This window comes from Paenibacillus sp. J22R56, assembly GCF_056269375.1.
Window position 1 is genome coordinate 252,165 of record NZ_JBWDNV010000004.1, and the last position, 12,533, is coordinate 264,697.

The window sequence follows — 12,533 nt, forward strand, 5'->3', positions numbered from 1 at the left end:
GCCAAGGAGAACAGATGGGCGTTCCTTTTTATTAACCTTTTACAGCGCCAGCTACAACGCCTTTTACAATGTACTTCTGCAAGAAGATGAACACGACGATCGAAGGCAGAACAGCCATAACCATGGCGGTCATTGCATACTGCCAGTCTGACGTATATTGGCCAACGAACGTGTAAGCCGCAAGGGTCAGAGTCTTCGTATCCGGTGAGCCGTTAACCATAAGGAGCGGCAGCAGGAAGTCATTCCACATCCACATAACGTCGATGATAATGATCGTTGTCGTTACCGATTTCAGCAGCGGGAAGATCACGCTGAAGAAGAGGCGGAAGCCGGAAGCGCCGTCGATTGTTGCGCTCTCGTCAATTTCTTTCGGGATACCTTTTACAAAACCATGGTAGATGAACACGGCCAGTGGTGCGCCGAAGCCCCAGTACAGAAGGCCAAGTCCCCAAGTGCTTTCCGTAATGTGAAGATCCTTCGACAGTTGAAGAACCGTCAGCATGATTGATTGGAACGGAATCAACATTGGCAAAATGCACAGCAGGTACAATAAGCCGCTCCATCTTGTTTTCGTACGAGCAAGCTTATAGGCAGCGATCGACGAGACGAACACAATCCCGATCAGACCAACACCTGTAATAACGAAGTTGTTCAAGAACAGTTTCGGATAGTTAATGAAGGACCATACATGCTCATAGTTGCCAAACGCGAGCTTTTTCGGCAGGGCAATAACGTCTGTCATAACTTCGCCAAAGCTCTTGAAGGAGTTGTTAATGGCAAGGAACAGCGGATACAGGAACAACAGAGACAGGAGGACCATCACAACTTCGAGTATGATGCGTCCAGCTTTCGATTGACGGTTCATTATGCCTCAACCTCCCTGCGTTTGAAGATCGTCAATTGAACAATGGTTACGATAAGAACGGCAACGAACAGGATCAGCGCTTTGGCTGTACCATAGCCGTACAGATTGTTTTGGAACGTGTCACGGTAAATGTCATAAGCGATACTGTAGGTCGTTCCGCCAGGACCGCCGCCAGTCAGAGACAGGATAACGTCGAATACTTTGATCGAGTTCGTCAGCGCCATAAAGACAGAGATCGTAATCGAAGGCGCGAGCAACGGCAGTGTAATGTTGAAGAAGCGGCGAAGCGGGCCAGCTCCGTCTACGGTTGCTGCTTCCTTCAGATCATCTGGAACCGACTGCAGACCTGCGATATAGATAACAAGGTAGAAGCCAACCGACTGCCAGATAGAGACAAGCAGGATGGAAATAAAGGCAAGTCCAGGTTCACCTAACCAGCTAAGCTTGAAGATACCCCAGCCTGTACTAGCTCCCAGCGACTCGAAGCCTTGCATGAAGATGAATTTCCAGATAAAGCCAACAATTACAAGACTGAGAATGTACGGGATAAAGAATGCCGCGCGCAGCCAGGTAGTTGATTTGAGCTTCATGTCGAGGACCAATGCGAGCAGAATAGCAAGCACGTTCACAAGCACGATGTAGAGTACCGCGTATTTTATCGTAAACCATGCGGATTGGGTGAAGTTCGTGTCATGCAGGAAAATTTGCTTGAAGTTATCAAGTCCGATAAATTTAGGATGCTTCGAGATACCGTTCCACTTCGTCAGGGAATAACGGATCGTCATCGCGAACGGGATATAAAAGGCAATTGCGATACAAATGAGAACTGGCAGTGTGAACAAGCCAAACTCGATTTTCTCGCTCCATCTTCTCCCCATTTTCTTAAACATATGTGCACCTCTTCTCGATGTCGTCAGTTGTTTCGGGTAGTCTTGGTGTGATTAGCCGACTATACATCAGTACCTTATTCGATATACTGTGTATTATAATTGGACCGCCTGACAGCCAAAATGGATATATGAAAACTGTTAGGGGTAAAAAGGTGAACGAAAGCACGAAGACGGTGGGGAGTGTTAGCAATCGCAAATTACATAGCAAAAGGGTGGACCGCATTAACTGAGCGCGTATCCAGCCGATTAGTGAACAAGCTTATTTTGCTTTTTACGACGATCATTATTCTTGTTGTAGGATCTTTGACCTTTATCTCGTACAAAATGCTGCAGCGGGAGGCGCTGAATAACAGCATCGCAAGTACGTCGAATAACCTTCTTCTGGTCAATAAAAATCTGGAGGATTACCTGCTTGGCATGGAGCAGCTGTCGCTGCCGCAAATTAATTATGATGAGCTGGCTTTTGCCATCAGCCATGCGGCAACCAACTATGCGTCCAAAATGTACGTTGAGGATTACTTGCGTAATATGTACTTTTCCCGAAGCAATGAGGATCTGGAAGCCATCTATTTATATTTTGTAAGCAGCGGAACGTACTACACGATCTCCAAGGAGAACTTCGATATTAAGATTCGGTCGGGTCAGGCGGAAAATATCCCATCGATGTCCTGGTACAAACAGGCGATGGATAATGCGAAAAATCAGGCGTATCAATCCTTCCTGATGTCGAATGCGGAGCGCGGCTACGATATGGATCCAAGCCGGAGCTTTATGGCGTATCACCGGGTGCTACGCTCGATTGCGACAAGAGCGCCGCAGGCGGTTGTTTCGTTCTATTACAACAAGAGCACGATAAACAAGATAATGAAGGATGTTCCGTACAACAAGGGTCAGCATCTGTTTCTCTTGAGTCCGGATAACACTCCATTCGTGCTGGATGATCGGTCCTTCTATGAAAAGATGGAAGGCAATGGCGTGCTGAAGCAGCTGAAGGCGAGTGGCTCCAATGCTAGTAATGACGGCTTAACTTGGGAGTCCCCCGAGGACAGCAAATATCTGGTCGTCTACAACGTTGGGGAGCAGGAGGGCTGGAAGCTGGTGAAGCCGCTCCCTTACACGGAGCTGTATGCCGCAGCCAAAGCAACGCGGAATCTGAACTTCATCATCGGTTTCCTGTTCCTGTTGCTAGCCGTTGTTCTCATTACCTACTTCTCGAATGCAGTAACGAAGCCGCTTAAGCTGCTGTCGCAGCAGATGAAACGGTTCAGTACCGGTGATTTTGAAGCTTCAACTGAAGTGATTGGGCGAGATGAATTGGCTTATCTATCCCGTCATTTTAACCAGATGGTTAGTCGGACGAACGAGCTCATTACAGAACGGTACAAGATGAAGCTGGTGGAGAAAAATGCGATCTTAAAAGCGTTGGAGGCGGAAATTAATCCCCATTTCCTCTATAACGCGCTGCAGGCGATCTCAACGAAAGCGCTCAAGGCTGAGCGTTTCGATATTGCAGATATGGTGGATGCCCTTGCCCTTACACTTCGTTATTGCATCAGCGGCAAAGATATCGTTCGCGCGAGCGAAGAGCTGCTGCATATTGAGCGGTATATGTCGCTGCAGAAAGCGCGGTTCGGAGGCAGGCTCCAGCTTGTAATGGACTGGGAGCAAGAACTGAAGGAGCTGGAGATTCCGAAGCTGTCGATTCAGACGCTGGTTGAGAATGCGATTAAGCATGGTGTAGAGATGGTATCCACTCCAGTTACGATCAAGATTAGCGCGGGCGCGGCGGGTGGGTATGCTTTTATAACCGTCAGCGATAATGGCCCGGGATTTGCAGAAGGCAGGCTTGGTCAGGTGATGCAATCCTTTGATGCCGACTGGGATGAACGGGCAGAGGAAGAGGGTAGTGTAGGGCTGGTGAATTTAAATACAAGACTCAAGCTGCTGTATGGGACTAGCTCGCAGCTTGTGATAAGGACCAGTCCTTCCGGAACAGAAATGGAAATGCTAATACCGCGAGGAGGCGGGCAATATGTATAGAGTGCTGATTATAGATGATGAGGAACCACTTCGTGAAGCCATTCGTATATTGGGCGATTGGAAGGGGCTTGGCGTAGGAGAAGTATTGGAAGCAACGGATGGACAGATGGGGCTGGAGCTCATTTCGAAGCATCAAGTGGATCTGGTCATGGTCGATATGAAAATGCCGGCAATGAGCGGGGCTGAGCTGCTGCAGGTGCTGGAGCGGGACTATCCGGATCTGCCTGCAATTGTTATCAGCGGCTATAACGATTTTGAATATACGCGTCAGGCAATCCGCTCCAAGGTCGTGGATTACCTATTGAAGCCGATTAACCGCCATGACCTGAATGCTGCGCTCCGCAAGGCTGTTGATCTATTGGAGGCACGCCGCGTACGGGAGAGCGAGTTCATTAACCGCAATATTACCCTTAATATGTCCTTGCCGAAGCTGAAGGAGAAAATGTATTTGTCCATTATCGACCGAAGCTTCCGCAGTCAGACGAATGAAGCGTTCCTGCCGCTGATCGGAGCGGATGATCCGGATAACCGGTTCGCTGCTGTTGTTCTGAGGATGCTTAATATGGAAAAGGTGCGCTCGGCAAGGTTCCATTCGGACGTGGACCTGCTTCATTTTGCCGTGGCCAATATGCTTAATGAGATCGCAGGGGAATACTTTCAAGCATTTAGCTTCGCTAGCCCGCGGCAGGACCGTGAACTCATTGTCATCCTAACGATGAAGGGCGCGTACCAGGAGGATATCGTCTACCGTTGCCTGCATCAGATGAATAAAGCTTTGGCTGCCCTGCAGGATCTTCTTGGCATTGTAGCTATAGCAGGCATCGGCATGCCTTGCACAGGAATTATGGAGATCGCTTCGTCTTACGAGACAGCTAAGGCGGCTATTAGCGGCATTGATCTGCTCAAGCTGAAAGGGTATTCCGTTACGAATACCGTTGTAAAGCCGTCCAAGGAGATTGCGCCAATCACGGGGCGGATTCAATTGTTCCGCGCGGCGCTTGAAGCGGGCAATGCAGCAGGGGCGAAATCTATCCTAAGCGAGGAGCTGCGAAAATGGAGCAGCGAAGGCTTTTTCACCATTGGAGAGGCGGATCAGACGATCGCGCGGTTCATCATTATGATGAACGATATGTCTCTAGAGCTTGGTGTGCCGCGGGATAAGCTGCCGATTATGGAGGAGCATCCGATTCGTTTTATGCGGTTATCCGAGGATTTTGTGAGCTATGGGCAGTTCAGCAAGCTGCTTGATGATGCGCTTCACTTCTATTTGGAGCAGATTCGGATGACGCAGACGACTTTCGAGATTGGGGATATTAAGGCCTATATTGATAACCGTTATTATGAAGATATCAAAATTTCGATGTTTGCCGATAAATATTTTCTAAGCAGAGAGTACATAATGAAGCTGTTCAAACAGCAGTTCGGATGCGGCATTCATGAGTATGTACAGAGGATCAGGATGGACAAGGCGAAGGAGCTGCTGGATGATCCAAGCCTGAAGATACAGGATATTTCCGAGCGGCTGGGCTATAAGGATAAGAATTATTTCAGCAAAGCGTTCCGGAACTACTTCTCTGTATCGCCAACGGAATATCGGGCAGCAAGCAAAGAAGGATAAAAAGTGAACAAACGCAACACTCCGCTTTTTTACCCTTAACTAGTCACTTATGTGCATTCTTATCCCGATTCGTATTCATTATGATAAACGTGTGCATAAGGTTAGCTTGATGTCGACCCTCGAACAAGATGGGATGCCAGAAACGCTGACAACTATGAGAAATGGGGGCGTTACAATGTTTAAACGAATTGCAACGGTGTCGCTCAGCCTTGCGCTGGTCGGCGGTATGCTCGCTGGATGCGGCGGCAACAACGGCAACGATACAAGTAACAACAGCGGTACAAATAATGGTGGAGCAGCTTCGGACAAGCCAGTAACCATTAACATGTTCACAGCTTCGCCGGAGTACACGGACGCGTTCAACGCATATATCGCCGAGTACAAAAAGGTAAAACCAAACGTAACAATCAACCTTGAAATCATGCAAGCCGATTACAATACAGTATTGAAATCCAAGATCGCTTCGGGCAGCACGCCTGACGTATTCCAAACAACAGCTGGCGGCGACATTGATACATTCGCAGAGTACAGTGCAGATCTGACAAGCGAGCCGCTTGCAGCTGCTATGACAGATGGCGTTAGAACGAACATGACTTCTTCTGACGGCAAAGTGCTGGGTCTGCCGATCAAAGGCAATCTGATGACGCTGATCTACAACAAGAAGCTTCTGACTGATGCTGGTATTGCAGAACCACCTAAGACATTAACAGAACTGAATGATGATATTGCGAAGCTCCAAGCAAAAGACATTACGCCATTCGCCAACGCTTATAAAGAGTGGTGGGTATGGAAGCACATCTTCCAACACTTCGTGAATGCAGCTGCTGAAGATGCAGGTACAACACCTAAAGAATTGGTACAACAATTCATAGATGGCAAAACAACCTTTAACGATCATCCGATTCTAAAGGACAACTTCTTCAACTTCATCGATCTGACTGTTAAGAATGGTACAGACAAACCACTTGAGCGCGACAGCAATGCTGAAGTAAGTGACTTCGCACAAGGCAAAGCGGCGTTCATGACGGGTAAAGGCGCATGGGATGAAGAAGCAATCAAGAAAATCAGCCCAGATATTCAGATCGGAATCGCTGGCTACCCTGTAAGTGAAAAACCAGAGCAAGCGCTGATCGTAACAGGTGCAGACCAAGCGCTTCGCATCAACAAAGACTCTAAAGTGGCAAGAGAAGCAATTGACTTCTTCAACTGGTTATATACTTCGGACTACGGCAAACAATGGTTCTCGAGCGTAGCTAAGGTTATCCCGCCAATCAAGGACGCTCCGCTTCCTGACCTGGATATGCCTAAAGAGATGGATGAGATCCTGAAAACGGGTAAATCCGGAGATCTGTCGGTTAACTACTCGCTTGATACGTTCCACCAGAAGTTCGGTGAGATCATGCAGGCTTACATCGGTAAGAGCAAAACGAAAGACCAAGCAATCAGCGAAATTCAGACTGCATGGCAGCAATTCGGGTCGGCCGAATAAGCTGGACCTTTATTAATCAAAAGTGGCCGTGTTGGTGATGAACCGATACGGCCGCTTTTTGTTTTGTGGTATTGTGGCGACGACTACGGGCTTACGTTGGATTTTGTCCAACGTAATTCAGCACAGGGGTAGGTGGAGGCGAGGTGGGTTGGATTCTATCCAGTAACTTTCGCTCACAATGAGCTTGTATCGCCTAAATGAGCTGATTCTGCCGGATGAAATCCAATGTAGCTTTGGTTACCTTGGCGTGGTTGCGTCATTGTGTTGGACGAAATCCAACATAGGCGGGAGTGCTGCATTAAGTAACCAGTTACTTGGGTGGCTTTAAGTTGGATTTCATCCAACTTAAGTAGGCTCATCGCAGACTGCTGGGAGCTACGTTGGATTCTATCCAGTAACTTTCGTCAATACGAGCTACTCTTGCCTAAAAGAGCTGATTCTGTTGGATGAAATCCAATGTAGCTATGGTTACCTTGGCGTGGTGCGTCATTGTGTTGGACGAAATCCAACATAGGCGGGAGTGCTGCATTAAGTAACCAGTTAATGGGGTTGCCCTAAGTTGGATTTCATCCAACTTAAGTAGGCTCATCGTAGACTGCTGCGGGCTACGTTGGATTCAATGCAGTAACTTTCGTCAATACGAGCTACTCTTGCCTAAAAGAGCTGATTCCGCTGGATGAAATCCAATGCAGCTATAGTTACTGGACTAGTACGCATCATTTTGATGGATAAACTCCAATCTAGCTAAGTTCCGAAGCGCTTATTTTCTATGGAAGTAACAACTATTTTCGAACTGAGAGGCGGTAATAAGTATGATGGGGATACACGTAATAGAAGAAAATGGTCTGAATCTGGTTTTTGAGGTACGGGAGAACGGCGATGTTCTGCTGCTTCATTTTGGCGCGTTGCCTTGGCGTGAGGAGTTGGTGTCTGATGCTGAAAAGGTTGGATACCGTCTGCTTGAGTTGCAGCTAACAGGTGAAGATCGAGCTGAATACCACGGCCGTACGCACCGCGCTTCTTATCCGGGATTGCGGATGGTATTCGATTCTTTGTCTGATACGCGTAATGAGTCGGGTCGGAAGCTAGTTGTTGGATTGAAGGATCCGGTGACTGGAGTGGCGGCAGAGTGGCATGTTCAGTTCTATGACGGTGTATCGATTGCCCGCTGCTGGACGGAACTGTTGAATAGTGGTGCTGAGGAAGTTGGCGTAGAGTATGTTTCTTCCTTCGCGTTGACGGGGTTTGATAAAGAAGGCGAAGGCGACCGTGATGAGAAGCTGACGGTAACTCTTGCGCATAACGCATGGCAAAGTGAGCTGCAATGGCGGACTTATACGTTGCCAGAACTCGGGATGTCTCATCTGATTGACCGAGGTTCTAAGCGTGTAGCTTTCAGTAATACGGGTTCATGGTCAGGTGCCGAGCTGATTCCGATGGCTGTGTTGTCGAATACGGCATCGGGGGAGAGTCTGTTCTGGCAGATCGAGCATAATGGTTCGTGGCATTGGGAGTTTACTGATCAGGTAGATCGGCTAACGGTTCTTATCAGCGGCCCTACCGAGCATGACAATCATTGGTGGCTGAAACTGGCCCCTGGTGAGCGTTTTGTATCTGTGCCGGTTGCTGTTGGTGCGGTTGAAGGCGGGATCGAAGAGGCGGCAGAACAGCTGACTACTTACCGTCGCCGGATCCGCCGGGAGAATGACGATAACAAGCTGCTGCGTGTAATTTTCAATGATTATATGAATTGCCTCTGGGGTTCCCCAACAACTGAGAAGCTGCTTCCACTTATCGATGCGGCTGCTGATGTTGGCTGCGAGTACTTCTGTATTGATGCAGGCTGGTACGCACCGGGCGAATGGTGGGATGGCGTTGGCCAGTGGCTTCCGTCGGAGGAACGCTTCCCGGAAGGAATCAAATATGTACTCGATTATATTCGCAGCAAAGACATGATTCCTGGACTGTGGCTGGAGCTTGAGGTGATGGGCATCAACTCGCCGAAGCTGGCGGAGACCGATGACAGCTGGTTCTTTATGCGTCATGGGAAGCGGGTTAAAGACCGCAGCCGTTATCAGCTGGATTATCGTAACCCTAAGGTTATCGCGCATGCGGATGAAGTCATTCGCCGACTGGTCGAGGACTATGGCGTTGGCTACATCAAGATGGACTACAACATCAATGCTGGGATTGGCACCGAGACCGATGCAGACAGCATGGGTGATGGCCTACTGCAGCATAACCGTGCTTATCTTGCTTGGCTCGATGGCGTTTTCGCGCGTTATCCAGAACTGGTAATCGAGAACTGCTCCAGCGGTGGCATGCGCATGGACTATGCAATGCTGAGCCGTTACAGCATTCAGTCGACAAGTGACCAAGAAGATTACATTAAATACGCGGCAATTGCAGCAGGTGCGCCTGCTGTGCTAACACCAGAGCAAGCTGCTGTCTGGTCCTATCCACTTCGCGAAGGAGATGACGAGGAAGTCATCTTTAACATGGTTAATGCTTTGCTGCTTCGTGTTCACCAATCCGGCCACCTAGCTGAGCTAAGTCCGCGCCGCCGCGAGCTGGTGAAAGAGGCACTCGATTATTACAAAACGATCCGCGGCGATATCCGTGAAGCGCTACCAGTCTGGCCGCTTGGCCTGCCGGCCCACGGCGACGACTGGATCAGCCTCGGCCTGCGCCGCGGCGACAAGCTCTATCTCGCCGTATGGCGCATCGACGGCGAGTCGGCCGAGCTTACTTTGCCGCTACCGGAACTTGGCGGCAAGGCTGTATCCGTGCGCTGCGCTTATCCTGCAGCAGCAAGCGAAAGCAGCTGCAGCTGGGACGCAGCCGGAGGCGAGCTGCTCGTCACGCTTCCGAACCCGCGCACCGCGCGGCTGTTCGAGCTGACGGTTGGCTAGGCACCAGCGCCAGCCATACAACGGAACGAGCTGTGGCCGGGCATCCTGCCAATTAGTTACTTAAAGCAGCTCGGCCCGCCTACGTTGGATTTCGTACAGCATAATGCTGCACCACGCAGAGTACAATGAAGCTACATTGGATTTCATCCAGTAGAATCAGCTCATTGGGACGATAGAAGCGCGTTCTGGCGAAAGTTACTGTATTGAATCCAACATAGCTCACAGGAGTCTGTAATCGAACCGGATTAAGTTGGATGAAATCCAACATTGTCGCCAACTAACTAGTTACTTGAATTCCGCCTACCGCCTAAGTTGTATTTCATCCAGCAGAATGATGCGCCACGCTGAGTAACTAATGCTACGTTGGATACCATCCAGCAGAATCGCTCATTGATGGGGTAGAAGCTCATTCTGGTGAATAGTTACTGTATAGAATCCAACGCAGCATGCAGCAGCCTACCATCGAATCGAATTAGGTTGGATGATACCCAACGTGTACGCAGACAATTCAGCGGAACACGATCAGAATATCTATTGTGTTTAACTAAATTATGGTAAACTGTTTCCAGACGAAGAACGTCCGAAGCCATTTGTATATGGCCTTGGGCGTTCTTTTTTTATTTTAAAGGAGGTCTGCTTGAATGGTTGGTTTTGAAGAGGCTCATAAACGATTAATAGAGAAGCATATGGAGTTGCGTACAGGGGAGAGGAAAGGACGACTCACGAGAGGGCATAATCATGCGGAGAAGTTACTGTTGCAGAACGTCTGGTGGCCGGTGTTCGGTAATCTTGAGCATCTGCATCCTGAATATGAAATCTATGACTGGAACCGTAAATCGCAGTTTCTCGATTTTGCCTTCCTGCCTCCATACGGCCAATTTGGTATTGAGATTGATGGTTTTCAGAGCCATGTGAAAGATATGGACCGCGAGAGGTTCAGTTATTCTCTTAACAGAGATACCTTCCTTACTGGGCTAGATTGGACGATGATTCATTTTTCTTACGATGATGTGCTGAACCGTTCAGATATATGCAAAATGCTGCTTCAGAATGTGATCAGTCCCCGTATCATTCGAGGTGATGTTCCTAATTATTCGCTCCTTCTTCCTGAAAAAGAAGTACTGCGATACGCCTATCGGCTTGGTCGCTGGATCCGACCAAAGGATGTAATTGATCATCTTCAAATAGATTTTCGGACTGCTCGTAAACAACTCCAGTCTTTAACGAATAAAGGAATGTTAAAGCCAGTCGAGAGAGGGGCCTCTATTCGCTATTATCAATTAACCGAGCGTGCTTTAGAGAACCTCTTGTAATCTTCAGTCGATTATTCACCCTACTACAGACTGGATTTCGTGCAATGTAATGTCGCGCCACGCCAGGGTAACAGAAGCTACAATGGATAACATCCAGCAGAATGAGCTCATATAGTCGAGAGTAGCTCGTATTGGCGAAAGTTACTGTATAGAATCCAACGTAGCTCGCAGCAGTTTGTGATGCGCCAACTAAAGTTGGATGAAATCCAATGAAGGGACGAGTTCAGGAGGATAGGGGTAACTGGTTACTTAAAGCAGCACATCCGCCCATGTTGGATTTTGTACAACGTAATGACGCGCCTGACCAAAGTAACAAAAGCTAAAGATATATTGGATTTCATCCAGCAGAATGAGCTCATATAGGCGAGAGTAGCTCGAATTGGCGAAAGTTACTGTATAGAATCCAACATAGCTTGCAACAGTTTGCGATGAGCCGAATTAAGTTGGGTGAAATCCAACATAGGGAGAATGGTGGGATCGTAGTTAAGTGAAATCCGCCGTGTGGTGGTTAAGGTGACTAATATTCAGGTAATAGAGGTTAGTAGGGGATATCGGCCCGCCGCAGACTGGATATCGTACAACCTAATGACGCGCCACACCAAGGTAATAAAAGCTACATTGGATATCATCCAGCAGAATGAGCTCATATAGGCGAAAGAAGCTCGAATTGGCGAGAGTTACTGTACAGAATCCAACGTAGCTCGCAGCAGTCTGTGATACGCCGCCTAAAGTTGGATGAAATCCAACATAGGGTGAAAGTCGGGAGCTTAGTTGGATGAAATCCAACGTATGGTGAGCGGTGGACAGCGGTGAACCGTGGACATCATAGTTGGATAGAATCCAACATAAAAGCTAGTCCAAGTAGTATGATTTAGCGTCATTAGAGGAAATTCCAGCAACTGGGGCATACTAGTTGCACATAAATAAAAAAATCGGCAAGCACATGTGCTTGCCGATCATTCCAAACAGCTAGTCCAACACCGCTGCAATATGCTCTTTCGTGATCGACCAGTGGGAAGCGGTCCATACTTTTGCTTTTTTATCCAAGTAGATGATTTGCGGTGATTCATGCTTAACCGCTGTGTCTTCTGCAATTTGCAGCGACACCGGACGGGATTCGATAACTTTAACGAGTACATAATCAGCGTCTTCACGCGGGCTGCCGTTCAAGTATTCATTGAACTCGCGGTACGCGTTTGCGCTTACTGGACAAGTTGTGCTGTGCTTGAAAATTACGACAGGACGCTCGCTCGAAGCTTCAAAAACCTCGTTCCAGCTGTCCATAGAATCAATCTCACGATACTGTGCCATAGGTACGTACACTCCTTTTTATGGTAAATAGATTTTTTACAGGTACTTATTGTTTTATTATATCCCCGCTCATACAAAAAGTCATGCGCGTATAC

The 12,533-nt window shown here is 48.2% G+C and carries 8 protein-coding genes; 5 read left to right on the top strand and 3 right to left on the bottom strand.

Annotation, left to right across the window (positions count from 1 at the left end):
* Positions 1-31 precede the first annotated feature (31 nt).
* Together AC0YNT_RS11880 and AC0YNT_RS11885 are read right to left on the bottom strand one after the other, a co-directional pair.
* Complete coding sequence (locus AC0YNT_RS11880; protein ID WP_167278387.1) at positions 32-865, bottom strand: carbohydrate ABC transporter permease; 834 nt, start codon at positions 863-865, stop codon at positions 32-34.
* On the bottom strand, positions 865-1,755 hold the full coding sequence (locus AC0YNT_RS11885; protein ID WP_167278388.1) for a carbohydrate ABC transporter permease: 891 nt from the start codon (positions 1,753-1,755) through the stop codon (positions 865-867). Before AC0YNT_RS11885 ends, AC0YNT_RS11880 begins: the two co-directional genes overlap by 1 nt.
* A gap of 180 nt (positions 1,756-1,935) precedes the next feature.
* Here AC0YNT_RS11885 and AC0YNT_RS11890 point away from each other — a divergent pair, with 180 nt between their 5' ends.
* The 5 genes from AC0YNT_RS11890 to AC0YNT_RS11910 all read left to right on the top strand — a co-directional run bounded on the left by AC0YNT_RS11890 (position 1,936) and on the right by AC0YNT_RS11910 (position 11,127).
* A complete protein-coding gene (locus tag AC0YNT_RS11890; RefSeq protein ID WP_475804747.1) occupies positions 1,936-3,795 on the top strand; it encodes a cache domain-containing sensor histidine kinase in 1,860 nt (619 codons plus the stop codon).
* Positions 3,788-5,413 carry a response regulator gene (locus AC0YNT_RS11895; protein ID WP_475804748.1) on the top strand — a complete coding sequence of 542 codons (1,626 nt, stop codon included), beginning with the start codon at positions 3,788-3,790 and terminating at the stop codon, positions 5,411-5,413. The genes AC0YNT_RS11890 and AC0YNT_RS11895 overlap by 8 nt, the downstream gene beginning before the upstream one ends.
* Before the next feature lie 175 nt (positions 5,414-5,588).
* Positions 5,589-6,902 carry an ABC transporter substrate-binding protein gene (locus tag AC0YNT_RS11900; protein WP_475804749.1) on the top strand — a complete coding sequence of 438 codons (1,314 nt, stop codon included), beginning with the start codon at positions 5,589-5,591 and terminating at the stop codon, positions 6,900-6,902.
* 812 nt (positions 6,903-7,714) lie between these two features.
* The gene (locus AC0YNT_RS11905) at positions 7,715-9,814 is read left to right on the top strand and encodes a glycoside hydrolase family 36 protein (RefSeq protein WP_475804750.1); all 2,100 of its coding nucleotides are present in this window, start codon (positions 7,715-7,717) and stop codon (positions 9,812-9,814) included.
* A 641-nt stretch (positions 9,815-10,455) separates the two neighbouring features.
* Positions 10,456-11,127, top strand: a complete 672-nt coding sequence (locus AC0YNT_RS11910) for a PDDEXK family nuclease (RefSeq protein ID WP_475804751.1) — start codon at positions 10,456-10,458, stop codon at positions 11,125-11,127.
* 969 nt (positions 11,128-12,096) lie between these two features.
* Here the strand turns inward: AC0YNT_RS11910 and ytxJ are convergent.
* Entirely contained in the window at positions 12,097-12,438 is a 342-nt protein-coding gene (gene ytxJ / locus AC0YNT_RS11915; RefSeq protein WP_475804752.1) for a bacillithiol system redox-active protein YtxJ, read from the bottom strand.
* Positions 12,439-12,533 lie beyond the last annotated feature (95 nt).

What these genes read in the sequence shown, in the direction of transcription:
- AC0YNT_RS11880 (WP_167278387.1), bottom strand. Translation starts at nt 865, where the DNA reads ATGAACCGTCAATCGAAAGCTGGACGCATCATACTCGAAGTTGTGATG.
- AC0YNT_RS11885 (WP_167278388.1), bottom strand. Translation starts at nt 1,755, where the DNA reads ATGTTTAAGAAAATGGGGAGAAGATGGAGCGAGAAAATCGAGTTTGGC.
- AC0YNT_RS11895 (WP_475804748.1), top strand. Translation starts at nt 3,788, where the DNA reads ATGTATAGAGTGCTGATTATAGATGATGAGGAACCACTTCGTGAAGCC.
- AC0YNT_RS11900 (WP_475804749.1), top strand. Translation starts at nt 5,589, where the DNA reads ATGTTTAAACGAATTGCAACGGTGTCGCTCAGCCTTGCGCTGGTCGGC.
- AC0YNT_RS11905 (WP_475804750.1), top strand. Translation starts at nt 7,715, where the DNA reads ATGATGGGGATACACGTAATAGAAGAAAATGGTCTGAATCTGGTTTTT.
- AC0YNT_RS11910 (WP_475804751.1), top strand. Translation starts at nt 10,456, where the DNA reads ATGGTTGGTTTTGAAGAGGCTCATAAACGATTAATAGAGAAGCATATG.
- ytxJ (WP_475804752.1), bottom strand. Translation starts at nt 12,438, where the DNA reads ATGGCACAGTATCGTGAGATTGATTCTATGGACAGCTGGAACGAGGTT.